Raw genomic sequence first — 24,040 nt, 5'->3', positions numbered from 1 at the left:
TTTGTCTCCTTTTGCTGAACATACAGGGACATGAAAATTTTATTGTGATCATGTTAGCGCATGATAAAATACCAGTAAACTAATTTTCTGCATCTTCACGCTTATAGGTCCGCCTCTAGCAAAACCAAACTTTAAAATTTTTTCACCCCCCTGTTATGTAAGTATTTTTATATTTGTACAATTATTGTGAAAAATCTTTATTTAAAAGTTAATGGGCATATAGTAGTGAATAGTATAGGAAATTGTAAGCGATTTTCTAGAAAAAATAGGCTGTCACATAGAACAAACAACCCATTCTGCTTCATTTTTATTGATACTTCCTCCTATAATTCCCCAGCGCCAGAAGAGGAAAAATGTAGCGGTAGCTGTGGTAGTGGATGTAAAATCCGCCGGCCATGCCCTGCCCTTTTGGGTATTCAGTTGTCCAGTCACGTTTCGCAATGGATGAAAGCAAATACGTGATGCCGCGATTGATTTCTTCTGCCGGCCGGTCCAAAACGGCAATTAGCGCGTCGAGTGCCCATGCGGTATGTGTGAGGGTGCTGTGATGGAGCGGAATATAGGTTTGATGGATATCGCTCAGGCACGATTCCCCCCAGCCGCCCGGAGAGACGAGCGGGTTATGGATTTTCCAGTCCCCGTACTGGTTGTGCTGGCGGGTGAACAAATAACGGTTGGCCGCTGCAACGGTTTCATCTTCCGGGGAAACGCCGGCGTTTTGAAGCGAATAGCTGATGAGGGCGGTATTCCAAACGTTGGCGGTTGTATATTGCATATGGGGTAACCCGCCGATTGTCGTTTTCATTGCCAGCAATCCTTTCACGGCATTTTGGATGATCGGGCCGTTTTTAAAATGGCCGAGCGACAGCAAAGCGAAGATCATTAAAAAGGTGGAGCTGAAATAGCTGTAAAAAGTGCCGTCCGGTTCGATCCGCCCGAGCATATATTTTTTTGCGCGGTCAAGTGCTTCAAGATGCAGTTGTTCCGGAATTTCACTTAATTTTTTCAGCTCTTTCTCAATAAACTTGAGAACTTCCTTGCTCCCCGGCCACAGGTACTGCGGGGTTTTCTGCGAAAATAAATCGCTGAGGTCTGGGCTGCCCGCCATTTTCATGCTGAATTTCAGGGAAGCGAGAATCATGATCGGGACCAGATTCGCCCGGCCGAATACGGAAAAATGGTAGAGATTGATCGGGCAGGAAGGCGGTAGTAAGATCATTTCAACCGGCAGGGGGGAAACGGCCGGCCATTTGTACTGTCCGGTAATGGCGAGCATGATTTTTGTAAACATGCCCGTGTTTTCGATCCCCCCGCTCTCTAAAATGAAAGTTTTAGCGGAAAGCAGCCTCGGATCGTCCCGTTTTACGTATCCCGAAGCGAGCAGTGCGTAATAGGCTTCAAGCGTTGACGAGATATTTCCCCCGTTTTCTTCGTCGGCAAAAAGCTTCCACGCCCCTTTTTTAGATTGCCTGCTTAAAATTCTTTGGACAAGCCCTTGGATTAATCGCTCTTCATGAACAGCTAATGTCCGTAATAAAATGATCGTATATGCATCCGTCGTTATACCGGTCTCAAATGGATAGGCCCACGAGCCGTCAGGGGACTGGTCTTTTTTCAGCTTATCGATGATCCATTTGATCCCTTTGTCCGTGTTGACCATTGCACCACCAAATCCGAAAATGATTTTTTTTACAAGGCACCGGGAAAAAACACCGGTTGAAAGAATTAAAGCGGCATTGAAGAAAACTACGGAAAAGCCTGTTGAATTAAAAAAGGGGGAAGCGATTTTAATTCAGCAAATCCGCCGGCACACTGCAGAGCTGAACACGAATAATGTGACAAGAACGAAAGCGTATCTTGATTTTTATCATCTTCATCCGGAAATTCATTGGGCATTTCTCGGGCATATGGTGTCGCGCAACGGCGGATGGAGTATGACGGATTTAAAAGGGGAATTGCTTTCACGGTTATTATCGGAAAAAGATAAGCAATCGTTTTTTTGCTTTTTTGGAACGCGGGAACTGGCTCATATTCCAGGATGTGTATCCGCAAATGCTGCTGTACCATGAAAGCATGAGGCAGGGCCGGCCGCTTTTTCATTTGCTGCCGTATTTGCATGTGTCATTTTTCATGGAAGCGGTTTGGCAGGATTATTGGACTTTTCGCGACAATGCGCTTCTTGCCATCGCGATGGTCGTCAATGAACAGAGTTATTTGGAGAAACGGGTTGTCAAAAATGCTAAATATCAAAAAGAAGTGCTCAATACCATCGAGTTTAAGCTGCAAGATATGTTTTTATTTAACCAAATCTTGTTCCCATATGAGGAGGGTGGTGGACTGCAGCTGGCGGGGCAGACGCTGCACGCGTTCGGGTCTTTAGAGGAGCGCATTTTATTGGGAAAGCGGTTGTATATGATTTTGTTTGGAAACATGGAGCGGCACGGGCGCATTGAAAATTGGGCGCGTCGCCATCCGCACACCGGGTCGCGGAAAGATTACTGGCCGGAGATTTTCAACAATATCCATGAGGGATTGCCCGGAAAATATCAGCTGAAGTTAAAAGCATGCAAATTGAAGCCGGGAGCTGCAAGGATTTACAGCCCGGAGCTGGAATATGCCTGGAAAAATGTGAGCCATCCGGAAGCGGAGCCGGGAGACTGGTATAAAAGCTGGGATGTGGCAGACATGTTGGGGCCGCTGCATGAACCGGTTCAGGGGGAGATTTTTCGTGAATATTGCAAAACATTGGAAAAACTCGAACTCGCGGTCCTTGCCAAAAAGGTGGTTTCGACCCGTGAAGCGTAAATATATTTCAACAATGGTATTTGCCTCTCTTTTAGGTACGTATCTGGATCTGATTTTTGCCAGCCTGCATTTCTATGCGTTTCCGAGCCGCCCGTTTCCGAACGTATGAAGGGTTGGCAGAATCTCATGGATTTTTTGTTCACGCACCCCAGTGGAGCCATCTTTATACTTTTTTCGGCACGATTCTCTTTTTACTTGCCATTACTGCGTATAACAGGTGGGTGTGATGTATCCTGAACCCTACCTCGGATAGGTTCGTGATCATCAACGTTGATCACGAACCTGGCTTTTTAATAAAAAAATGAAAAAGAATCCATTTTGATGAACATTTTTTCAAAATGGATTCTTTTTCTTTGCGGCAAATTTGGTTGTGATCGTTACCAGCTGCAATAACATCCGGCAGACTATTTTCCGGATGTTCCCAAAATATTACTTGGAATCAGCAGGACAACTTATGATCCTAATCAATTTTTATTGACAGATGCATCATAAATAGACTTTACTGCTTTTTCCAAGGCTGCATTAAATGCTTCAGCCGTTTGGTCAACATTCAGGTCTTCGGTTAATGCTCTGGAGAAACTTGCGATGATTCCATCATTCTCCTTCAATTTCTTGTTGGCTTCTTCGCGGGAGTAGCCGCCGGAAAGTGCCACAACGCGGAAAACACGCGGGTGTTGGACCAACTCTTTATAGGCATTTGCAGACGTAGGAATCGTTAATTTCAGCATCACGTTTTCATCTTCAGATAAAGCATTCAGATGGTTCAGCAGTTCGACTTTTAATAGTTCTTCGGATTTTTCTTTGTCTTGGCTGTGAATATCCACTTCCGGTTCAATAATAGGGACTAAACCAGCTGATATAATTTGTTTTGCAATTTCAAATTGCTGATCCATGACTGCCTTAATACCTTCTGGATTCGCTTCTTTAATGACCGAGCGCATCTTTGTACCAAAAATATGATGTTGATTTGCGCGCTGGAGCAGAGTATCTAAATTCGGAATCGGCTTCATAAGTTGTACGCCGTCAGCAGGTTCGGCCAGTCCTTTATCTACTTTTAAAAAGGGAACAATGCCTTTTTTCTCAGCTAAATATTCAGCAGTATACATTCCTTCAATTTGGCGATCCATTGTTTGTTCGAATAAAATGGCACCAAGGATGTATTTGGAGTCAAAAGCCGGAGAAGTGATAATCCTTGTCCGCATTTGATGGATCAGATCAAACATTTCTTCCTCAGTTGTATATGCCTCTTTTGATATGCCGTAGTTTGCCAATGCTTTAGGAGTACTTCCTCCGCTTTGATCAAGAGCGGCGATAAATCCTTTTCCATTCTTGACTTTGTCGAATTGATTTTCCCTCATTTTTTCTACTCCTTTGCAATGTTTTTGATTGTTTCTTTTTACTTCATCGTACAATAAAGTGAAAGGAAACCTTCTATAGTAAGAATAACACCGGAATGGCGAAAAAATAAATTCAGAGACATATACAGCTATAAAAACAAAGCCAAATGAAGTGTCAACGGATCTGAAAAAACATCTCATGACCTGTTTGATTACAAAAAGAGAGCGGGAACGGTTTTGAAAAAGCGTCTCAGGACCATTTCGGTTACAAGAAGAGAGCGGGAACGGTTCTGATAAAACTTTTCAGGATTATTCCGTTACTAAAGCAAGGCAAAACGTTTCTTTTATATAAAGGCTTAAGCCCGCAGCCTTTTCCAAAAAATAAGGCTGCACCTCGTAAATGGCCGTTTTCCAATCGGCCCGCACAAACCCGCTTTTGCCCCTTGCCCCTACATATCGGGCCCGTTTTGCTTCATCACCGGCAATATTGGTTCAGGCCGTTACCGGGTCATGGACTTTTCGCCCGTTCCGCTTTCCATAGTTCATAAAGATCGCCGCGGATGTAAGGTAATTTAATTTCACACGGTTCGGGCTGTATGTATACCAGGAGAAGCTCGCTCCCCGTGGGCATCCGCGCGGTTCGTATTCCGGAAAGTCGCTGCCTGTTGTCGGGTAGTCGGTGGCCTGCGTTTCGGCTGTAATGATGCCGTCCTTAAATTCGCCGGATAACACAAAAATTTGTCAATTGGAATAATTTATAACAGATTTATAGTTTAAAAGTTAAAGTGACCGCTCACTTTTTATTGACGATTAGTGGCTGAAGTGGCAAGATAATAAGTGAGTCATTACTCATTATCTTCAGGAGGTTTTGGTGATGGAAACGACGATCTCCATTGAACAGGTAAGCAAAAGTTTCGGGAAAAAACCAGTTTTAAACGATATTGATTTGAGGATTGAGAAAGGCCGGATCTACGGTTTTATTGGTCCTTCTGGGGCTGGGAAGACGACACTGGTGAACATGATTGTCGGCATGGAAAAACCGGATTCCGGAGAGATTCATGTGCTCGGCCAAAAAATGCCGGATCTCGGCATACTGCAGAAAATCGGCTATATGGCGCAGTCGGATGCGCTGTATATGCAGCTGACCGGGAAAGAAAATCTGAAATTTTTCGCATCGCTTTATAAAATGGGAAATGCGGAACGGAATGAACGGATCGCATATGCGGCGGGGCTTGTGAATTTGCAGGATGACCTGAATAAAAAAGTATCTGCTTATTCCGGCGGGATGAAACGGCGGCTGTCGCTGGCGATCGCGCTTATCCAGGACCCGGAAATCCTCATTTTGGATGAACCGACCGTCGGTATTGACCCGGAACTGAGGTTCAGCATCTGGAATGAATTGCTCAGGCTAAAAAATGAAGAAGGCAAAACGATCATTGTTACGACGCATGTCATGGATGAGGCGGAAAAATGCGACACGGTTGCGATGATCCGGGAAGGGAAAATTTTGGCGGGCGGCTCGCCGCAAGCTTTAAAAGAGATGTACAATGCGGAAGATTTAAATGAAGTATTCCTGAAAGCGGGGAGGGAAACGAAATGAGGACGGCTGCTTTGATCAAAAGGATTTTGCTTGAAATGCTGCGCGATAAGCGGACGCTCGCCTTGTTGTTTGTCGCGCCGCTTTTGATTTTGACGCTCATGTATTTTTTCTTTAGCGGCAATACGACCGACCCGAAACTTGGCGTCAGCCATGTGGACAAAAGCCTTGTGAAGGTGCTGGATAAAGCGGATATTAACGTCAAACACTATAGTACTGTAAAACATCCGGAAAAAACGGTGCTTGGCTACAATCTGGACGGCTTGCTTCAGAAAAAAGATGGAGCGTACATCCTCACTTTGCAAAACAGCGACCCGACTTCCGCGAAATCGCTGCAGATGAAAGTAAAACAGGCAATCGCGGCGGGAACGCAGCAGCAACTGGCAAAACAAATCAAAGCGGAGGCGCAAACGATACAAGGCGCGCAGAAAATCATTGCCCTGCAAAATCAGGCACAACAGATTTTAATGAAACAAACTCCCGCGCAGTCGCCGGCCATTGTAAAAGTGCAGCAATTAGAAGAACAGGTGCAAAAAACGAAACAAAATTTGCCAGCACCGGTAAAAGTGAAGATGGCTAAACCGAATGTTTCGACAAAATATGTATACGGCAGCAGCGATACCGTGTTTTTTGATGTGTTGAGCCCGATCCTTGTCGGTTTCTTTGTATTCTTCTTTGTCTTTTTAATCTCGGGTATCGGGCTTTTGAAAGAGCGGACATCAGGAACCCTTAACCGCTTGATGGCAACGCCGGTGAAACGGGGTGAGATCGTCATGGCATATTTGGCCGGTTTTGGGATTTTTGCCATCATTCAAACGGTCATTGTCGTGTTGTATTCGGTGAATGTTTTGGATATGGTGCTCGCCGGATCGCTTTGGCATGTCGTGCTGATTAATTTAATGCTTGCATTGGTCGCGCTCTCCCTTGGTATATTGTTATCGTCTTTCGCGGCATCCGAGTTTCAAATGATGCAGTTTATCCCGATCGTTGTTGTTCCGCAAGTCTTTTTCTCGGGCATCATTCCTTTAAAGGGGATGGCTGATTGGCTGCAGGAACTGGCGAAAGTGATGCCTATTTATTACGGCGCCGATGCTTTGAAACGCGTGATGTATGAGGGATTGGGCCTCGGCGATGTTTGGAAAGACCTGCTTGCTTTGGCTGTTTTTGCGGTTATTTTTATCATTCTTAATATACTCGCTTTAAGGCGGTACCGCGCGTTGTAAGGGGGTGGACGGCATTGTCGAAATACAATTTGTTGGAAGCGATGAAAGCACAAGCGAAACCGGCTCTAAAGCTGACGGATAAAAAGCAAAAAATTATGGAGACAGCGGTTGCTTTGTTTGCGGAGAAAGGGTACTCCAATACGCCGACAAGTGAAATCGCAAAAGCGGCCGGCGTTGCGGAAGGCACGATTTTCCGGCATTTCGGCACAAAAGACAATTTACTGGTGGCCGTGATTGTTCCTTTTTTGAAAGCGTCGATTCCTTCGATGGCAGAGGAGCTTTTTACAGAGTTAATGTCGCATGATGTTTTCTTTTTTGAGGATTTTTTGCGGGAACTGGTCCGGGACCGGTTAAACTTTGTAAAGGAAAACAAAGAAATTTTTCAAATTGTGGTGAAAGAGTTTTTATATAATGAAGAAATCCGGAACGAGCTTCTTCCTTATTTTGTGGAAAATATAGGGGGCCGGCTGATACAGGTGATCCGCGTTTTCCAGGAACGGGGGGAACTGGTTTCCCGACCAGCTGAGGACATTGCAAAGCTGGTCGTTACCTGTATTGCCGGATTGTTTGTTTCCAAATTTGTCCTGATGCTGAACGGAACGGCGGATGAAGAAGCGGAAATTGAAACTATCGTGCGGTTTGTGATGGACGGTGTGAGAAAGCGGGAATAGTGTATCTGGTGCTCAGAACTATTAGCGGAGCAAGAGAGATCGAATGGTTTTAATAAAAGTTAGGAATCTCTTTTTTGCAACAGTGATTTTAAGAAAGCTTGGCAATTACCTATTAAAAAACCCGGGCCTTGAAGTGTCCTCCCTAAGTTGGACTAAAAACCAGCTTAGGGGGATACTTCATCTCTCCGGTTTTTTTCCAAACATTCAATCATTCGGATCGGCAATCATATTAAAATGATGTTCTTCGAGTGGAACGACTTTTGTTTTTCTTACAATTTTATACCCAAGCCATAGGGCGAGGAAAAAAGGGATGCCAAGGTAGGCGGCGATGACATTTCCCCAGTCGATATGTGTGGCAAGAAATGCCTGGTAATCCTGGGCGAGCGTGACGATCAGGCAGACGGCGATGGCAAATATCGGCCCGAACGGATACCATTTCGCCCTGTATGGGAGCTCATCCAGCGAGTGCCCCTGTGCAAGAAAAGCTTTACGGAACCGGTAATGGCTGACGGAGATGCCAAGCCAGAAAATAAAGCCGGTGATGCCGATGGAATTCATGAGCCAGACGTACACGATGCCGTCGCCGAAAATCGAAGAAAAGAACGCAAGCATGCCGACAACAGCCGTTAAAACCATGGCCGGCACCGGGACGCCCCGCTTGTCTAGCTTTGCAAAAATGCGCGGGGCCTGGCCTTCTTTCGCCATCGCGTACAGCATCCGGGTCGAGGCATATAGACTTGAATTGCCGGCCGACAATACAGCTGCCAAAATAACAGCGTTCATGAGCGATGCCGCAAACGAAAGCCCGGCTTTTTTAAAAACAAGCGTGAATGGGCTGACCATGACGTTTTCGCTTTGCAGGTTTTCGTTTGTATACGGAACAAGCAGCCCGATCACCAAGATTGCGAGCACATAGAATAAAAGAATTCTCCAGAAAACGCTTTTGATGGCTTTCGGAACGTTTTTGGCCGGATCTTCGCTTTCACCCGCGGCCACGCCGACAATTTCAGTACCCTGAAACGAAAAACCGGCAGCGATGAATACGAGAAAGGTGCCGAGAAATCCTCCCGGAAACGGTGCTTTTTCCACCGTGAAGTTTTTCAGGCCGACTGCTTCCCCGCCCATGATGCCAAAAATCATCAATAACCCGACCACAATAAAAAGAATAATTGCAGCGACTTTTATAAATGAAAACCAGTATTCTCCTTCACCATAACCCCTGACAGACAAATAATTGAGCATAAAAATCAGCACAAAAAAGGTCATGCTCCACAACAGCGATGGGCTGTGCGGGAACCAAAATTTCATGATCATAATCGAAGCCGTTAACTCCGCCGCGATCGTCATTGCCCAGTTAAACCAGTACGTCCAGCCGAGTGCAAAGCCGAAAGCCGGATCGACGAATTTTGTCCCGTACGTGCTGAATGCGCCACTTGTCGGCATATAGGCGGACATTTCACCCAAGCTTGTCATCACAAAATACACCATGGTGCCGACCAAAACATACGCCAGCAGTGCACCACCCGGGCCGGCCAAGTGGATCGCCGCCCCGCTCCCGAGGAAAAGGCCGGTTCCGATCGCACCCCCAATCGAAATCATTGTTAAATGGCGTGCTTTTAGTCCCTTGCGCAGCGTTCTTTGATGCGGCTTTGGAAAATGAATTTCTTGCTTCTCCAAATCCATTGTCCCCTTCGCTCCCTTCGTCCATATTTATAAAACGCTTACAAAAGAATTGAAGTATTTTCTACCAATAATAGAGTATACTCGCATCGGGATTTTTGCAATTTTCATGCCAAACAGATATTTTAAATAAAGGTACTGTTTTTCCCGGAAAACAGCACCTGGTAAAATGCAAAAAAATTTTGCAGGTCCGGGACTGGAAAAATTCAGAAAGGTTTAATCCCAAGCCGTTTCATCCGGTATTGCAGGCTTTGCCGGCTCAGCCCCAGCTGTTCCGCCGCCTTCGAAATATTAGAGCCGTTCGCCTCCAGTGCTTCTATAATGCAATGTTTCTCAAATTCAAGTAGCCGGTCTTTTAAAAGGGGCTGTGTAAAATTCGCATCAGGTGTCCCGTTCTGGTGCCGGTACTGCGTTGGCAAGTGGTGAAAATCAATCCATTCCTCCTCAAACATGACATTCATCGCGGCTTCGATCATATGCTCTAGCTCCCGGATATTGCCCGGCCAGCGGTATGACCGGAAAAATGTGAGCACTTCCGGTTTTACGCCTTTTACATTCATTTGAAAAAGGTTATTGTATTTCTGAATAAAATGGTCCGTAAGAAGCGGCAGATCTTCCACCCTATCCCTTAGAGGCGGTATAAACAGCGTCACGACGCCGAGTCGGTAATACAAGTCTTTGCGCAGGTGCCGGTTTGTGATCGCTTCATACGGCGTTTCGTTCATCGTTGCAATGACGCGCACTTCGACTGGTTTTTCCTTTGTCCCGCCGATCCGTTTCACTTTTTTCTCCTGCAGCACCCGTAAAAGTTTTGCCTGCAGATGGATATTTAACGCATTGATTTCATCTAACAGAAGCGTGCCCCCGTCCGCCTGCTCGAACAGCCCTGCGCGGTCGACAGCCCCTGTAAAAGCACCTTTTTTTGTCCCGAATAAAATACTTTCGATTAGATTATCAGGAAGTGCGGCACAGTTTTGCGTAATAAACGGCCCGCGGCTTCTTTCGCTTTCATTGTGGATGCTTTGCGCAAACAGCTCTTTGCCTGTCCCCGTTTCGCCGATAATCAGCACATAGGAGGAAGTGCGGGCGGCGCGCTTCGAAAACTCGATGACTTCCAAAATGGCTTTGCTTTTTCCGATAATATGGCCAAATGTATAGCCAGTATTGGGTTCATGGTTCCGGCGGATGAGTCGGTCGATTTTCGTAATGTCCTGCGCGATCTCCACGGCACCCTTGACTTTTCCATTGTAAAGAAACGGATAAGTATGATTGACGGATGTAATTTCCCGGCCTTTGTTGTTAAAGTAGGTTTGCTTCACGCGGTGGCTATCTTTCCCACTTTGGAGTGCCTGAAGCAGCGTGCTTTCTTCGCTGCCGTGGAATTGGAACACGTCTGTCAATTTTTTGTGCAGCACTTCGCGGATTTCCATCGCTTCGATTTCCCGCATTTTTTGATTATAGATAATGGTGCGGCCTTCTTCATCGACCGCATGGATGCCGACATCGACAAGATTCATAATTTTTTCGTACAGCGCAAACATAAAAGCCTCTTTATCTTTCATTTTTCACCCTCCGCGTTCCTTTATGAAAAGTTTAAAAAATTTTGCGGCTGGATGCAAAATTTTTTACATAAGCAGGGGAGAAACAGGTAGTTAAACGCTTTTTCATATTGGCATGAATTTTGCGTATAAAAGAATAGAGAAATACTGTGCAAGAAGGGGGAAGAACAATGGAACATGTAGAGAATCATACAAAAAAGCTCATTGAAAAAACGGAACAGTACGGCGCGCATAATTACCAGCCGCTTCCGGTCGTCATTGCAGAAGCGGAAGGGGTGTGGGTAAAAGATGTCGACGGCCGCCGCTATATGGATATGCTGAGTGCGTACTCGGCACTGAACCAGGGGCACCGGCATCCAAAAATCATCCAGGCGCTCAAAGACCAGGCGGATCGTGTGACGCTGACTTCGCGTGCCTTTTACAACGACAAGCTTGGCGAATGGTACGAAAAAGTTTGTCAATTGACGAAAAAAGATATGGTCCTGCCGATGAATACCGGGGCGGAAGCGGTTGAAACGGCAGTTAAAGCTGCACGCCGTTGGGCATACGATGTGAAAGGTGTGCCTGACAACAAGGCGGAAATCATCGCCTGCACCGGCAACTTCCACGGCCGCACGCTGCTCGCGGTGTCGCTATCGTCGGAAGAAGAGTATAAACGTGGTTTTGGGCCGATGATTGGAGGCATCAAACTTATTCCGTACGGTGATGTAGAAGCTTTAAGAGCAGCGATTACCCCGAATACGGCCGCATTCCTTGTCGAGCCGATTCAAGGCGAAGCGGGCATCAGGATTCCACCGCAAGGGTTTTTGAAAGAGGCGGAGAAAATTTGCCGGGAAAATCGGGTCCTGCTGATGGCCGATGAAGTGCAAACAGGCCTCGGCCGGACCGGAAAGTTGTTTGCGGTGGAATGGGAGGATGTCACACCGGATGTGTTCATTCTCGGAAAAGCGCTTGGCGGCGGTGTCATGCCAATTTCATGCGTTGCTGCAAACAAAGACATTTTGGGCGTGTTCAATCCGGGTTCTCACGGTTCAACATTCGGGGGCAATCCGCTTGCTTGCGCCGTTTCGCTGGCAAGCCTTGAAGTGATTGAAGAAGAAAAACTGGTGGAGCGTTCTTTGAAACTCGGAAACGATCTGCTGGAAAAGCTCCGCGGTATCAAACATCCGTCAGTCAAAGAAATCCGCGGCCGCGGCCTTTTTATCGGCATTGAACTAACGGAACCGGCACGCCCGTTCTGTGAAGCGCTGAAAGAAGAAGGTTTGTTGTGCAAAGAAACGCATGAAAATGTCATCCGTTTCGCGCCGCCGCTAGTAATTACGGAAGAGGAACTCGACTGGGCGGTCGAGCGGATCAGGAAGGTTTTTGAAGAGAAAAATTGATGGTTCCAACTTTAGTAAGGCTGCTCAAAATTAGAAGGGTGGCCTTTTTCTATTTAGTAAAAATTTTATATAGTAGACCTATTAGAAAAATCCATTATAAAAAATATTAAGGGAGATGGGACATTAAAAATGATTAATAATGCCGATTTGTGTCGTAAAGGAAAGAATCAATGAGGATCATTTAAGGGAGTATGATGATTTATTATAAGTACTGTTTAATGGACCATTATGAAAGGAAATATCGTGATTTTCAACAATATAATCGGGTTGGATGATATATTTGTCTGGTTACTGGAATCCAAGGCAAACACAGTCAAGGTGCCGCATTTATTTCCAAAGCATTTCGATTTACCTGAAATATTTGCGTGGCTGGATTCTTACCGGATTAGTTTTAATGAAAAAGATGAGAAAGGGTTTTATTTCTTTAATGCAGCTTCCTATCCGGATAAAATTGTATTGTACAAGGGAATGCCTCTAGCGCTTGCAAAGAGCGGGAACAACAAAATTTATTTCAACATTGATGGGGCACCTGAGATAACGGAAGAATTTACCTGCCATGCCGGCGGTATTAACTCAGCCTTGGGAGAACCACGTAAACGATGAAATCATACCTGCTGTACCGCATATAGATTTTGAAATGGATAAGGATAAAGTTTATGTTAACGGCGTATTGGTTCTCGCTGACTATTTTGAAGATTATTTTGGCGGCATGGCTTTTTACCGGAAAGCTGAAAATTTTTCTCCAACATTGATTTTAGCCGGAAAAAATCCGATACATATTTATCTCGCACAAATGGAAGATGGGAAAAAACTTTGTATAGTAGAGCAGAAACCGGATATTGAATAGTGAGTATAAAAAATAGGTGAGGATCTTTCGGCGGAAGCCCGTATCTCTGCTGGGTGTTTCTGTTCCCGTATCGAACGGTGTTCAGGGATAAAAAATACGGGTTTTGGAATGCAAGGTCGACGGAATGGGACGAAAAGCTCCAATTGAAGTTCCAAAATAGATCCGGGAATTCAGAACGATTTTCTGAATTCCCGGATCTATTTTTATGCCATAAAGCACCTTTTCCAATCATAAAATGAAAAAGAGGGGGTTCTAAAAAACAGGCCTTTTCCAAAACGTACTGACCGCTTGCCAAGCATTTTTCAATTTTGCTTTGGCGTCAAAGATTTGGGGAGGGGGAATATGGTTGCACGTTGGCTGGATGATCAAGAACATTGCAGATGATCCAAACCCGGCCGTTTCCGGAAAAACTGCTATCAGGGAAGAAGCGGGGAGAGCATGGACATTTCGAAAACTGCACAGCATCTCAAATGCTTACGCCAACCAGCTGATCCGCCTCGGCGTCCGGAAAGGGGACCGTGTCGGGATCCTGCTCTATTAACTGCCTTGAATATTTCGGCCTTTATTTTGCGGCAGCAAAAATCGGAGCGATCGCAGTCCGGTTGAATTTCCTCCTGTCCAGCACCGAACTGGCCTACGCATTAAACGATTTCGAAACAAAAATTTTATGTTTTCATGCCGGGCTGGCTGAACGTATCGCCCAGGTTAGAAAAGAAATTCCGGTTGAACATTACTTCTGCCTCGCGGATGAAAAAACAGAAGTGCCGGACTGGGCTGCACCGTTCAGCATACTCGGGGAAGGGTCGCAGGACGAACCGGGCGTGGCATCCATTTATTTAAATGATCCTGTCATGATGATGTATACATCCGGTACGACCGGGCGGCCAAAGGGTGCAATTTGGACGCATAACACGACTTTCTGGTTTTCGGCCATCCAGGTTTTAAAGTGGAATTTTTCCGGAAAAGAAACAGCCATGACGACGGGCCCGCTCTATCATGTTGGTGCGATGGAAGACGTTGCCCTTCCGGTTCTCATGAGGGGCGGCACAGTGATTATTACAAAAAGCAAAAACTTCGAGATTCAAAGAGTTCTCTCCGTCTTTGAAAAAAAAAAGTGACCCGCTGTTTTTTGTTTCCGTTCATGATTTATGAAATGCTGCATCTGTCTGAACTGAAAACATACCGGCTGGAGGATTTGAAAACGATTTATACCGGCGGCGATCCTCTGATGCCGTGAACCCTGGAACGAATCAAAGAAATTTTTCCACATATCGGTGTCGTCCAGGTATACGGCCTTACCGAGGGGCAGCCGATTGCCGCTTCATTGGACCCGCAAGATGCCGGTAAAAAAGGCGGAACGGTTGGAAAGCCGATGCCGCTGACGGTGATTCAAATTGTTGATGAAGATGGAAGCCCCCTTCCTGCAGGTAAAGTTGGAGAAATCCTCATCAAAAGCCCGGCTGTTTCGGAAGGGTATTGGAAAAAGCCTGAAGCAACAATGGAAACTTTTACAGACAGACGGCTGGTGCAAAACGGGGGATCTGGGAGGTGTCGATGCGCAAGGGTATTTAACCGTCGCTGGCAGAAAGAAAGATATGATCCGAAGCGGAGGCGGGAATATTTATGCAACGGAAATTGAAGATGTCCTTTACCGGCATGAGGCAGTTAAAGAAGTAGCCGTAATCGGCATCCCTGACCCGAAATATATTGAAGCGGTTTGCGCTGTCATTGTGAAAAAAAGAGAGTATGCAGCTGACAGAGGAAGAAGTGGTCGAATATTGCAGACAGTATCTTTCCAGCTATAAAAAAACGCGCAAAGTGATTTTTGCCGATGAAATTCCGCGCACGCCGTCCGGTAAAGTGCAGAAATTTAAACTTCGTGAACAGTTCGGCGCGGGATGAAAGGAGGAATCCATTTGCCAGTTGTCTCCTTGGAAAAACAAGGCCAAATTGCCATGATCACGATCGACAATCCGCCTGTCAATATATACAGCAAGGCGGTCGTCGAAGCGTTAAGCCAAACTGCGGACGAAGTAAAAAATGATCCGGATGTGAAAGTGGTGATCGTCACCGGAGCCGGTGTGCGGGCGTTCATGGCGGGCGGGAACATCAAAGAATTTCCAGAGTGGATCGGAAAAGGAGCAGATTACGCCAAGGAAAAATCGCGCTGGCTGCAGGCGCCGCTCCGGAAAATTGAAACGTTTTCTGTTCCGACCATCGCCGCGATCAACGGGCCAGCGCTCGGGGGTGGGCTGGAACTGGCTTTATGCTGCGACATTTTGATCGCGGAGGAGCAGGTGAAGCTCGGGCTGTCCGAAGTGACGCTCGGCATCATTCCGGGTTCAGGTGGGATGCAAAGGCTGCCGTGGCTTATCGGCAAAGCGAAAGCAAAAGAAATGATTTTTACCGGCAAGCCTTTAATAGCCGCAGAAGCGAAAGAAATCGGCATGGTGAATCATGTTGTGCCGAAAGGAAAATCGCTTGAAAAAGCACTCGAACTGGCACGGGAGATTTGCAAGTTCTCGTTCCCGATTTTAATGTATGCCAAGCGAGCCGTGGAAGAGGGATATGAACAAACGATGGATGAAGGTCTAGTCACGGAAGCCGAATATTTTGGGAAAGTTTTTGAGACAAAAAACGTGCGTGAAGGGTTGCAGGCATTTATCGAAAAACGGAATCCGCGTTTTCTGGACCAATAATTAGGAAAGGAGCATGCCTATGGACCAAAGCGGCATTGCCAAAAGCAAACTTGTTTATCCAAGTGAAGAAAAAGTGCGGTCAACGGATACCGGAAGCAGCGAAGCGTTCCAGGAACTGCTTCGGCTGTCCCAGGCGGATCCCGCCGAGTTTTGGGGTCGCGTTGCCCGAAAACTTGTTTGGTATGAGCCGTGGAAAAAAACGATGACCGGCAGCCTGCCCGGGTTCCGCTTTTTTGAAGGCGGCATTAGCAATCCGTGTGTGAATTTGCTTGACCGCCATATTGAAAAAGGGGCCGGCAACCGGACAGCGCTAATTTGGGAAGGGGAAAACGGCGATTCGAATTTTTACACGTACAGCATGCTGCTCGCCGAAGTGAACCGGTTTGCCAATGTGTTGCGCTCATTTGGCGTGAAAAAAGGCGACTGCGTGGCAATTTTTCTCCCGAATTTGGCGGAAGCGGTCATTGCCGTTCTTGCCTGCTTCCGGATCGGTGCAGTGTACAACACAATTTTTTCCGGTTATTCGGAAAAATCGCTGAAAGACCGGCTCATCAATTTTGAACCAAAAGTCATTGTCACCGCGGACGCGACTGAGCGAAGGGGGAAAAAGATTTATTTAAAGGAAAAAGTCGACCATGTTATCCCGGATATTTCATCCATTGAGGCGGTCGTGGTCGTGAACCGGCTCGGGCTTGATGTGGAGATGCAGGCAGGACGCGACTATTGGTGGCATGAGGAAACGAAGAAAGCAGGTATCGTTTGCGAACCGGAAAGGCTGGAAGCGAACGAGTACGGAATTGTGTTTTATACGAGCGGCACAACCGGAAAACCAAAAGGCGTTGTCCACTCCGGGATGGCGTTTGTCGTGCAAAACTACATTTATGCAAAATACCATATGGACCACCATGATGACGATGTCCTTTGGTGCTCGGCAGATATCGGCTGGTTGACGATGCATATTTGGGGCATTGCCGGCACGCTCGCAAATGGTGTGACAACGGTCATTTACGAAGGGGCAATTGATTACCCGGAAAAAGACAGGTTTTACAAGATCATTGAAAAGTACCGGGTCAATAAACTATTCACCGCACCGACCGCGCTGAGAATGTTAAAAAGCATGGGCGAAAAGTCGCTTGAAAAATATGATCTATCCTGTCTGGATGTTGTTTCACTTGTCGGTGAGCCGTTTGATGCCGAAACATGGCAGTGGACGTATGAAGTGCTCGGGAAGAAAAAGATTTGTGTAAATAATACTTGGGGGCAGACGGAAACAGCCGGATCGCCGCTTGCCGGTGCCGCGTGGCTGACGCCGATGAAACCGGGATCAGCGGGCAGGCCGTTTTTAGGCGCAGCGGTTGATGTGGTGGATCAGGAAGGGAAACCGGTGCCGCCGGGGAGTCTTGGGAACCTCGTCATTAAAAAGCCTTTTCCGATGCTGTGCCGGACGCTTTGGAAAGAGCCGGAGCGCTACTTGAGTTCCTATTTCAGTCAGGTGGAAGGATGCTATTATGCGAGTGACCTCGCGATGATCGATGAAGACGGCTATGTTTGGGTCACCGGTAGGTCAGATGATGCTTTCAATGTCGCTGGCCATCGCCTGAGCACGATGGAAATGGAAAGCGCAGTGCTCGAAGTCCCGGGGGTTTCTGAAGCCGCTGTCATCGGTATTCCCGATGAAATCAAGGGTGAAGTGCCGGTCTGCTTTGTGCGCCTGAGCGACGGCATGGAAGACAGCGATGAACTAAGGGGAGCGATCAAGGCTTGCATTGTCGAGCAAATCGGAAAAATTGCCGAGCCGAAAGCAATCTTGTTTACGGACACTTTGCCCAAGACGGTAAGCGGAAAAATCATGCGCCGCCTGTTAAAAGAAATTGTTGTGAAAGGGGCTGCGGTGGGCGACATGACCGGCCTTGAGGATCCGGCAACAGTCGAGCGGATTGAAAAACTGGTGGCGGAGCAAGGTTTGAAAAAATAAACATTTGCAGCGGCGGAGCGGAACATAAATCAAATTTGTGCCACGTATGAGTGAACGACATCTGATTTTACAAAATCAGCGAAAACGTTGAAAAAACGGCGAGCATCTCCAAGAAATCGGCGGAAATGCTAAAAAAATCGGCGGAAAGGTATGAGAAATCAGCAAAACAAAAGAGGAGATGCCCCTTTATTAATTTGAAATTAATGTATCGCAAATCCTTTTCTAAGGAGGAGAAACATGGATTTCGAACTGTCCAAAGAACAGAAAATGCTGCAGGAAATGGTTCGGAATTTTGCCGAGAAAGAGATCAAGCCGTATGCACGGGAAGTGGATGAAACTGGAAAAATGCGGATCGAAACATTTGATAAGCTCGGAAAACTCGGGCTTCTCGGCATCCCTTTTCCGGAAAAATACGGCGGCGCGGGAGGGGACACGATTTCATATTGCATCGCTGTTGAAGAAATCGGAAAGGCATGCGGCGGTACGGGACTCAGTTATGCCGCGAACATCAGCCTCGGCGCAAGCCCGATTTATTATTTCGGCACTGAAGAACAGAAGCAAAAGTGGCTCGTCCCGATGGCAAAAGGCGAAACGCTCGGCGCTTTCGGGCTGACGGAACCGAATGCCGGGTCGGATGCGGGCGGCACACGGACAAAAGCGATACTCAACGGCGATGAATGGGTGATCAACGGGGAAAAATGCTGGATTACAAACGCCCAGTATGCCCGTCAGGTGATTGTGACGGCCGTGACCGGAACAAGAGAAAACGGCCGCAATATCATCTCCGCGATCATCGTGCCGACCGATGCCCCGGGCGTCACGATTACAAGCCCGTACGACAAAATGGGCGTACGCGGGTCGAATACATGCCAGATCGTGTTTGAAAACGTCCGCGTCCCGGTGGAAAACTTACTCGGCGATGAGAAAAAAGGCTTCAGCCAGTTTTTGTATACGCTGGACGGTGGGCGCATTTCGATCGCGGCCTTATCGGTCGGCATCGCCCAGGCTGCGTTTGAAAAAGCGTTCCAGTACGCAAAAGTACGGAAGCAGTTCGGGCAGGCGATTTCAAAATTCCAGGCAATTCAGTTTAAGCTTGCCGATATGGCGATGGAAATCGAGCTTGCCCGCAATGCCGTGTATAAGGCGGCATGGTTGAAAGACCAGGGAAAACCGTTCAGCAAAGAAGCCGCCTACGCAAAACTTTTTGCGTCCGAAATGGGATTTCGCGCCTGCAACCAGGCGATCCAGATCCACGGTGGGTCCGGGTATATGCGCGAATATGATGTTGAGCGCCACCTCCGTGACATCAAGTTGATGGAAATCGGCGAAGGTACATCCGAAATTCAGCGGCTTGTGATTGCGCGCCAACTTGGATGCTAGATTGATAGGAAAAATGAATAACCAGGAAAGGAGCGGTGCCAATTGTTCAAAAAAATCCTCATTGCCAATCGGGGTGAGATTGCGCGGCGTGTGATCCGTACCTGCAAAAAGCTCGGTGTCCAATCTGTTGCAGTTTACTCGGAAGCGGACGCAGGGTCTCTGTTTGTGCGCGAGGCGGATGAAGCGTACTGCATCGGCAAGCCGCCTGTCAACCAAAGCTATTTAAACGCCGATGCGATCATACAAGCGGCAAAAGAGAGCGGGGCGGAAGCGGTCCACCCCGGTTACGGGCTTTTATCGGAGAATGCGGCCTTTGCAAAAAAATGCATTGAAGCAGGACTTGTTTTTATCGGCCCTCCCCCTGAAATTGTCGCGGCAATGGGCAGCAAAATTGAAGCGCGCCGGACGATGAAAGCAGCCGGCGTTCCGATCATAGAAGGCGTTGATGCCCCGCTTGCAGATGAAGAAGCGGCGGTGCAGGCAGCACAAGGAATCGGCTATCCGGTGATGTTAAAAGCTTCCGCGGGCGGGGGCGGGATCGGCATGGAGTTCGTCCGGTCGGAAGCCGAACTGCGAAAAGCTTTTGCCGGCAACAAAAAGCGGGCGGAAATGTTTTTCGGGGACGGCACGATGTTTATTGAAAAATATATTGAAGAGCCGCACCATATAGAAGTTCAAATTTTAGCAGACCAGTACGAAAATATCGTGCCGCTTTGGGAACGGGAATGTTCGATCCAGCGCCGGCACCAGAAAGTCGTCGAAGAAGCACCATCGCCTTTTATCAGTGAAGCAACCCGGCAAAAAATGCTCGAAGCAGCGGTGCAGGCGGCAAAACATATCGGCTATACGAACGTCGGAACGATTGAATTTATCGTCGATCGGGATCAAAACTTTTATTTTCTTGAAATGAATACGCGGCTGCAGGTCGAGCATCCGGTGACGGAAGAAATTACAGGGCTGGACATTGTGGAGGAACAGCTGAAGATAGCTTCCGGCGCGCGCCTGGGCATCACGAGGGAAATGCTTAAGCGAAACGGGCACGCGATTGAAGTGCGCATCTATGCCGAAGATCCGGAATCGTTTTTTCCATCGCCCGGAAAAATTACCGCTTTGCGGCTGCCGGAAGGGGACGAGATTCGAAACGAATGCGCCGTTGAAGCGGGTTCAGAGGTACCCCCATTTTACGACCCGATGATTGCAAAACTTATCGCCTGGGGCAGGACGCGAAAAGAAGCATGCGAAAGGATCAGGTCCGCGCTTGAAAACTATCAAATTGAAGGAATCAAAACAAATATCCCGATGCTGATTGAAACGGTCAGTCATGAACAGTTTTTAAAAGGATATACAACAACCCATTTTGTGGACGATTTTTTAAATTAGGAGGAGAACCATATGGAAATCACCGCAAGCATGGCTGGAAGTATCTGGAAAGTGCTCGTTAAAGAAGGCGACCAAGTGAAGGAAGGGGACGATGTTGTCATCCTGGAGTCGATGAAAATGGAAATCCCGATTGCGGCGGAAGAAGACGGGACAGTTGTGAAAGTCCATGTACAGGAAGGGGATTTTGTCAACGACTCCGATGTATTGGTCGAATTGGCGTAAGGGGGTGGGGTTGTGAAACTGCCTGAAAAAGTGATCGTCAAAGAAGTCGGTCCGCGCGACGGGCTGCAAAACGAAAAAACGGTGGTGGCGACAGAAGATAAGATTGCGTGGATCAATTCGCTGTCGGAAACGGGCCTTACTTATATCGAAGCGAGTTCTTTCGTGCACCCGAAATGGATCCCCCAGCTGGCCGATGCCGGCACGGTGCTCGAAAAAATCAAACGGAAGCCTGGTGTAACATATGCCGCCCTCGTTCCGAACATGAGGGGTCTCGAACGCGCGCTAAAATCGGATGTCGATGAAGTGAGCGTTTTTCTCTCGGCTAGCGAAGCCCATAACCTTCGCAATATCAATAAATCGATCGCGGAGACGTATCCGGTTTTGGAAAAAGTTGTGAAGGAAGCCAAATCAGCCGGAAAAACGGTGAGGGGCTACATCTCGACTGTCATTGCCTGTCCGTATGCCGGACCGGTTTCACCGAAGCAGGTGAGGGAGGTAGCGGACCGGCTGTTTGCAATGGGCGTGGATGAAGTATCGCTCGGGGATACAATCGGTGCCAGCGTGCCGGCCGACGTTGATCGGCTGCTCGACGAATTGCTCCCGCATTTTGATGCAGGGAAACTTGCGATGCATTTCCATGATACGAGGGGAACGGCCCTCGCCAATGTCGTAAAATCGCTTGAAATGGGGATCACCGTTTTTGACAGCGCGGCCGGCGGGCTCGGCGGCTGCCCGTATGCGAAAGGGGCATCCGGCAATGCCGCGACTGAAGATCTGCTGTATTTGTTTCATCAAATGGGGATCAAAACCGGCATCGATTTTCATAAAACGCTCGAGGCGGCGAAACAGATCGAAGGCGTTCTCGGCAAGCCGCTCAAAAGTAAGCAGATGGAAATTTATCGTTCGGAGGGAGGAGCATGACAGGAACCGTTTTATTGGAAAAACGCGCGGGCGGGCTTGCGGTCATTACGCTGAACCGCCCGCAGGCCGCAAATGCATTGTCGAAAGAGATGCTTTTTGATTTGGATGAGGTATTGGAGAACTTGAAGAAAGACCGGAGCATCCGCGTTGTGATCCTGACCGGCTCTGGAGAAAAAGTTTTTTGTGCGGGCGCCGATTTAAAAGAGCGGAGAGGAATGAAAGAGGAAGAAGTTTTACAGGCAGTCCGGCAGATCGGCAAAGTGGTTAATGAAGTGGCCGGGCTGCCGCAGCCGGTCATTGCCGCTTTAAACGGTTCGACATTTGGTGGTGGGCTTGAATTAGCGCTGGCTTGCGATCTCCGCATCGGCGCCCTTGAAGCAAAATACGGGTTGACCGAAACTTCGCTTGCCATTATACCGGGGGCGGGCGGTACACAGCGGCTGCCGCGGCTCGTCGGCATGGGGAAGGCGAAGGAATTGATTTACACGGCCCGGCGGGTTTCCGCGGAAGAAGCGGAAGCGATCGGCCTGCTTGAATACGCCGTGCCGCGCGAGCAAGTGATGGAAAAAGCGTGTGAACTGGCCGGCGCGATGGTAAAGAACGGGCCGCTCGCGCTCGTGCAGGCAAAAACGGCGATCAACCGGGGTGCCGAGACGAATCTTGAAACAGGCTTAAAAATAGAGGAACTCGCCTACAGCGCGCTGATTCCGACAGAAGACCGGCTCGAAGGGTTGCGTGCATTCGCGGAAATGCGCGCGCCGGTGTACAAAGGGAGGTAATGCAATGGATTATGCAAGTAAAAAAGCGGAGATTTTACAGGGCGGCAAAGAAAAATACCACCAAAAAGACCGGGAGCAGGGCAAATTGTTTGTCCGTAAAAGGCTGGAACTGCTTTTGGATGAAGGGCTTGCGGCTGAGGACGGGCTTTTTGCCAATGTGCTCGCCGGGGATCTGCCGGCGGATGGCGTGGTGACAGGAATAGGAAAAATCGGTGGCCGTACCGTCTGCGTGATGGCAAATGATTCTACAGTAAAAGCCGGGTCGTGGGGCTGGCGGACGGTTGAAAAAATCATCCGCATTCAGGAAACGGCCGAAAAACTGCGCTGCCCGATCCTGTATCTTGTTGATTCCGCCGGGGCGCGGATTACTGACCAAATTGAAATGTTTCCAGGGAGAAGAGGGGCGGGCCGGATTTTTTACAACCAGGTGCGCCTGTCTGGAAAAGTGCCGCAAATCTGTCTGTTGTTCGGGCCATCCGCTGCCGGCGGGGCGTATATTCCGGCGTTTTGCGATATAGTTGTCATGGTAGAAGGCAATGCATCCATGTATTTAGGTTCGCCGCGCATGGCGGAGATGGTGATCGGGGAAAAGGTCACGCTGGAACAAATGGGCGGCGCAAAAATGCACTGCACGGTGTCAGGCTGCGGCGATGTTCTGGTGAAAACGGAAGAAGAAGCGATCCGTTATGTGCAAAAATACTTAACCTATTTCCCAAGCAATTTTTCCGAAAAACCGGAGAAAACGGAAGCGAAGGCGCCGGCCGTTTTTGAAAAAACGATCGAGGAATTGGTTCCGCAAAATCAAAATACCCCTTTTGATATGTACGAGCTGATTGCACGGATCATTGACGAAGGGTCGATGTGCGAGATCAAAAAGAGATTTGCCGCAGAAATTATTACCTGTCTGGCGCGGATTGGCGGCCGGCCTGTCGGGATCATTGCCAACCAGCCGCGGGTGAAAGGTGGCGTGCTTTTCCACGACAGCGCTGATAAAGCGGCAAAGTTTATCCACCTTTGCGACGCTTTCCGTATCCCGCTCTTGTTTTTGGCTGATGTGCCGGGCTTTATGATCGGGACGCAAGTTGAACGGGCCGGCATCATCCGCCATGGGGCGAAAATGATTTTTGCCATGAGTGAAGCGACCGTGCCGAAATTGACGGTCATTGTCCGTAAAGCGTACGGTGCCGGATTGTATGCGATGGCAGGCCCAGCGTTCGAACCGGACTGCTGTATTGCGCTTCCGACAGCGTCGATAGCGGTGATGGGCCCTGAAGCTGCGGTGAATGCGGTGTATGCCAATAAAATCGCGGCGCTGCCGGAAAGTGAACGGGCGGCGTTCATTACTGAAAAGCGGTCGGAATACCAGCAGGATATTGATGTCTACCGGCTCGCTTCTGAATTGGTGGTGGATGCGGTTGTGCCAGGGAATGAACTGCGGGAAGAACTGGAGCGGCGGCTGGAGATGTACAGCTCCAAGTATGAGGATTTATCCGCACCGAAACATCCGGTGTATCCGGTTTAGGGATGAAAAAAGCAGCTGCAGGCTGATGCGCGGCTGCTTTTTTCGGTGCACCTGGCATGGC

Annotated in this window: 25 protein-coding genes and 1 pseudogene; 21 read left to right on the top strand and 5 right to left on the bottom strand. The window is 48.1% G+C overall.

Annotation, left to right across the window (positions count from 1 at the left end; genetic code table 11):
* Positions 1-307: 307 nt before the first annotated feature.
* Entirely contained in the window at positions 308-1,660 is a 1,353-nt protein-coding gene (locus tag GBH70_RS12100) for a prenyltransferase/squalene oxidase repeat-containing protein (RefSeq protein ID WP_151681291.1), read from the bottom strand.
* A gap of 76 nt (positions 1,661-1,736) precedes the next feature.
* Between GBH70_RS12100 and GBH70_RS17655 the strand changes: the two genes are divergently transcribed.
* Both GBH70_RS17655 and GBH70_RS12095 read left to right on the top strand, forming a co-directional pair.
* Positions 1,737-2,069 (top strand): DUF2515 family protein, encoded by a 333-nt coding sequence (locus tag GBH70_RS17655; RefSeq protein ID WP_308690202.1) that lies wholly within the window; start codon positions 1,737-1,739, stop codon positions 2,067-2,069.
* The gene (locus GBH70_RS12095) at positions 2,053-2,805 is read left to right on the top strand and encodes a DUF2515 family protein (protein ID WP_371862181.1); all 753 of its coding nucleotides are present in this window, start codon (positions 2,053-2,055) and stop codon (positions 2,803-2,805) included. Before GBH70_RS17655 ends, GBH70_RS12095 begins: the two co-directional genes overlap by 17 nt.
* Positions 2,806-3,269: 464 nt before the next feature.
* Here GBH70_RS12095 and GBH70_RS12085 read toward each other — a convergent pair whose 3' ends face one another.
* Together GBH70_RS12085 and GBH70_RS17840 are read right to left on the bottom strand one after the other, a co-directional pair.
* Positions 3,270-4,163 (bottom strand): fructose bisphosphate aldolase, encoded by an 894-nt coding sequence (locus GBH70_RS12085; protein WP_151681290.1) that lies wholly within the window; start codon positions 4,161-4,163, stop codon positions 3,270-3,272.
* Between the two features lie 333 nt (positions 4,164-4,496).
* Positions 4,497-4,856: pseudogene (locus GBH70_RS17840) on the bottom strand (hypothetical protein); the annotation flags it as partial.
* Between the two features lie 160 nt (positions 4,857-5,016).
* On the opposite strand from GBH70_RS17840, the gene GBH70_RS12075 reads away from it, so the two are divergent.
* The 3 genes from GBH70_RS12075 to GBH70_RS12065 are packed head-to-tail and all read left to right on the top strand — an operon-like array spanning position 5,017 to position 7,633.
* A complete protein-coding gene (locus tag GBH70_RS12075; protein WP_151681289.1) occupies positions 5,017-5,742 on the top strand; it encodes an ABC transporter ATP-binding protein in 726 nt (241 codons plus the stop codon).
* On the top strand, positions 5,739-6,962 hold the full coding sequence (locus GBH70_RS12070; RefSeq protein WP_151681288.1) for an ABC transporter permease: 1,224 nt from the start codon (positions 5,739-5,741) through the stop codon (positions 6,960-6,962). The genes GBH70_RS12075 and GBH70_RS12070 overlap by 4 nt, the downstream gene beginning before the upstream one ends.
* Positions 6,963-6,976: 14 nt before the next feature.
* Entirely contained in the window at positions 6,977-7,633 is a 657-nt protein-coding gene (locus GBH70_RS12065; protein WP_151681287.1) for a TetR/AcrR family transcriptional regulator, read from the top strand.
* Between the two features lie 204 nt (positions 7,634-7,837).
* Here GBH70_RS12065 and GBH70_RS12060 read toward each other — a convergent pair whose 3' ends face one another.
* Entirely contained in the window at positions 7,838-9,316 is a 1,479-nt protein-coding gene (locus GBH70_RS12060) for an amino acid permease (protein ID WP_151681286.1), read from the bottom strand.
* A 203-nt stretch (positions 9,317-9,519) separates the two neighbouring features.
* Complete coding sequence (locus GBH70_RS12055; RefSeq protein WP_151681285.1) at positions 9,520-10,875, bottom strand: sigma-54 interaction domain-containing protein; 1,356 nt, start codon at positions 10,873-10,875, stop codon at positions 9,520-9,522.
* Positions 10,876-11,042: 167 nt separating this feature from the next.
* On the opposite strand from GBH70_RS12055, the gene GBH70_RS12050 reads away from it, so the two are divergent.
* The 16 genes from GBH70_RS12050 to GBH70_RS11995 all read left to right on the top strand — a co-directional run bounded on the left by GBH70_RS12050 (position 11,043) and on the right by GBH70_RS11995 (position 23,979).
* Positions 11,043-12,254, top strand: coding sequence for an ornithine--oxo-acid transaminase (locus GBH70_RS12050; RefSeq protein WP_151681284.1), 1,212 nt, complete (start codon positions 11,043-11,045; stop codon positions 12,252-12,254).
* 228 nt (positions 12,255-12,482) lie between these two features.
* A complete protein-coding gene (locus GBH70_RS12045; protein WP_151681283.1) occupies positions 12,483-12,857 on the top strand; it encodes a hypothetical protein in 375 nt (124 codons plus the stop codon).
* Between the two features lie 34 nt (positions 12,858-12,891).
* Positions 12,892-13,101, top strand: a complete 210-nt coding sequence (locus GBH70_RS12040; protein WP_151681282.1) for a hypothetical protein — start codon at positions 12,892-12,894, stop codon at positions 13,099-13,101.
* Between the two features lie 346 nt (positions 13,102-13,447).
* Positions 13,448-13,642: an AMP-binding protein gene (locus GBH70_RS17315; protein ID WP_253693831.1), complete on the top strand. Its 195-nt coding sequence runs from the start codon at positions 13,448-13,450 to the stop codon at positions 13,640-13,642.
* Entirely contained in the window at positions 13,620-14,219 is a 600-nt protein-coding gene (locus GBH70_RS17310) for an AMP-binding protein (RefSeq protein WP_253693827.1), read from the top strand. The genes GBH70_RS17315 and GBH70_RS17310 overlap by 23 nt, the downstream gene beginning before the upstream one ends.
* 122 nt (positions 14,220-14,341) lie before the next feature.
* Complete coding sequence (locus GBH70_RS17305; protein ID WP_308697052.1) at positions 14,342-14,740, top strand: AMP-binding protein; 399 nt, start codon at positions 14,342-14,344, stop codon at positions 14,738-14,740.
* Positions 14,697-14,906 (top strand): AMP-binding enzyme, encoded by a 210-nt coding sequence (locus GBH70_RS17300; protein WP_371862256.1) that lies wholly within the window; start codon positions 14,697-14,699, stop codon positions 14,904-14,906. Before GBH70_RS17305 ends, GBH70_RS17300 begins: the two co-directional genes overlap by 44 nt.
* Entirely contained in the window at positions 14,848-15,003 is a 156-nt protein-coding gene (locus GBH70_RS17835; RefSeq protein ID WP_253693824.1) for an AMP-binding enzyme, read from the top strand. Before GBH70_RS17300 ends, GBH70_RS17835 begins: the two co-directional genes overlap by 59 nt.
* Before the next feature lie 14 nt (positions 15,004-15,017).
* The gene (locus GBH70_RS12030) at positions 15,018-15,800 is read left to right on the top strand and encodes an enoyl-CoA hydratase/isomerase family protein (RefSeq protein WP_371862179.1); all 783 of its coding nucleotides are present in this window, start codon (positions 15,018-15,020) and stop codon (positions 15,798-15,800) included.
* Positions 15,801-15,819: 19 nt separating this feature from the next.
* Positions 15,820-17,775 (top strand): acetate--CoA ligase, encoded by a 1,956-nt coding sequence (locus GBH70_RS12025; RefSeq protein ID WP_151681280.1) that lies wholly within the window; start codon positions 15,820-15,822, stop codon positions 17,773-17,775.
* A 237-nt stretch (positions 17,776-18,012) separates the two neighbouring features.
* Positions 18,013-19,155: an acyl-CoA dehydrogenase family protein gene (locus tag GBH70_RS12020; protein WP_151681279.1), complete on the top strand. Its 1,143-nt coding sequence runs from the start codon at positions 18,013-18,015 to the stop codon at positions 19,153-19,155.
* Positions 19,156-19,197: 42 nt separating this feature from the next.
* Positions 19,198-20,535, top strand: a complete 1,338-nt coding sequence (locus tag GBH70_RS12015; protein ID WP_151681278.1) for an acetyl-CoA carboxylase biotin carboxylase subunit — start codon at positions 19,198-19,200, stop codon at positions 20,533-20,535.
* 12 nt (positions 20,536-20,547) lie between these two features.
* A complete protein-coding gene (locus tag GBH70_RS12010; RefSeq protein WP_151681277.1) occupies positions 20,548-20,757 on the top strand; it encodes an acetyl-CoA carboxylase biotin carboxyl carrier protein subunit in 210 nt (69 codons plus the stop codon).
* Between the two features lie 12 nt (positions 20,758-20,769).
* The gene (locus GBH70_RS12005) at positions 20,770-21,678 is read left to right on the top strand and encodes a hydroxymethylglutaryl-CoA lyase (RefSeq protein ID WP_151681276.1); all 909 of its coding nucleotides are present in this window, start codon (positions 20,770-20,772) and stop codon (positions 21,676-21,678) included.
* A complete protein-coding gene (locus GBH70_RS12000) occupies positions 21,675-22,457 on the top strand; it encodes an enoyl-CoA hydratase (protein ID WP_151681275.1) in 783 nt (260 codons plus the stop codon). Before GBH70_RS12005 ends, GBH70_RS12000 begins: the two co-directional genes overlap by 4 nt.
* 4 nt (positions 22,458-22,461) lie before the next feature.
* Complete coding sequence (locus tag GBH70_RS11995) at positions 22,462-23,979, top strand: acyl-CoA carboxylase subunit beta (protein WP_151681274.1); 1,518 nt, start codon at positions 22,462-22,464, stop codon at positions 23,977-23,979.
* Positions 23,980-24,040: the final 61 nt, after the last annotated feature.

Source organism: Weizmannia acidilactici (assembly GCF_008974225.1).
Lineage (GTDB): Bacteria > Bacillota > Bacilli > Bacillales > Bacillaceae_C > Weizmannia > Weizmannia acidilactici.
This window is presented reverse-complemented; position numbering and strand designations above follow the sequence as displayed.

Coding starts and splice junctions, on each gene's coding strand:
- GBH70_RS12075 (WP_151681289.1), top strand. CDS start 5,017: ATGGAAACGACGATCTCCATTGAACAGGTAAGCAAAAGTTTCGGGAAA.
- GBH70_RS12095 (WP_371862181.1), top strand. CDS start 2,053: ATGCTGCTGTACCATGAAAGCATGAGGCAGGGCCGGCCGCTTTTTCAT.
- GBH70_RS12020 (WP_151681279.1), top strand. CDS start 18,013: ATGGATTTCGAACTGTCCAAAGAACAGAAAATGCTGCAGGAAATGGTT.
- GBH70_RS17835 (WP_253693824.1), top strand. CDS start 14,848: ATGCAGCTGACAGAGGAAGAAGTGGTCGAATATTGCAGACAGTATCTT.
- GBH70_RS12060 (WP_151681286.1), bottom strand. CDS start 9,316: ATGGATTTGGAGAAGCAAGAAATTCATTTTCCAAAGCCGCATCAAAGA.
- GBH70_RS12070 (WP_151681288.1), top strand. CDS start 5,739: ATGAGGACGGCTGCTTTGATCAAAAGGATTTTGCTTGAAATGCTGCGC.
- GBH70_RS12000 (WP_151681275.1), top strand. CDS start 21,675: ATGACAGGAACCGTTTTATTGGAAAAACGCGCGGGCGGGCTTGCGGTC.
- GBH70_RS12100 (WP_151681291.1), bottom strand. CDS start 1,660: ATGGTCAACACGGACAAAGGGATCAAATGGATCATCGATAAGCTGAAA.
- GBH70_RS12025 (WP_151681280.1), top strand. CDS start 15,820: ATGGACCAAAGCGGCATTGCCAAAAGCAAACTTGTTTATCCAAGTGAA.
- GBH70_RS17300 (WP_371862256.1), top strand. CDS start 14,697: ATGATCCGAAGCGGAGGCGGGAATATTTATGCAACGGAAATTGAAGAT.
- GBH70_RS12085 (WP_151681290.1), bottom strand. CDS start 4,163: ATGAGGGAAAATCAATTCGACAAAGTCAAGAATGGAAAAGGATTTATC.
- GBH70_RS11995 (WP_151681274.1), top strand. CDS start 22,462: ATGGATTATGCAAGTAAAAAAGCGGAGATTTTACAGGGCGGCAAAGAA.
- GBH70_RS12010 (WP_151681277.1), top strand. CDS start 20,548: ATGGAAATCACCGCAAGCATGGCTGGAAGTATCTGGAAAGTGCTCGTT.
- GBH70_RS12045 (WP_151681283.1), top strand. CDS start 12,483: ATGAAAGGAAATATCGTGATTTTCAACAATATAATCGGGTTGGATGAT.
- GBH70_RS12050 (WP_151681284.1), top strand. CDS start 11,043: ATGGAACATGTAGAGAATCATACAAAAAAGCTCATTGAAAAAACGGAA.
- GBH70_RS12055 (WP_151681285.1), bottom strand. CDS start 10,875: ATGAAAGATAAAGAGGCTTTTATGTTTGCGCTGTACGAAAAAATTATG.
- GBH70_RS12040 (WP_151681282.1), top strand. CDS start 12,892: ATGGATAAGGATAAAGTTTATGTTAACGGCGTATTGGTTCTCGCTGAC.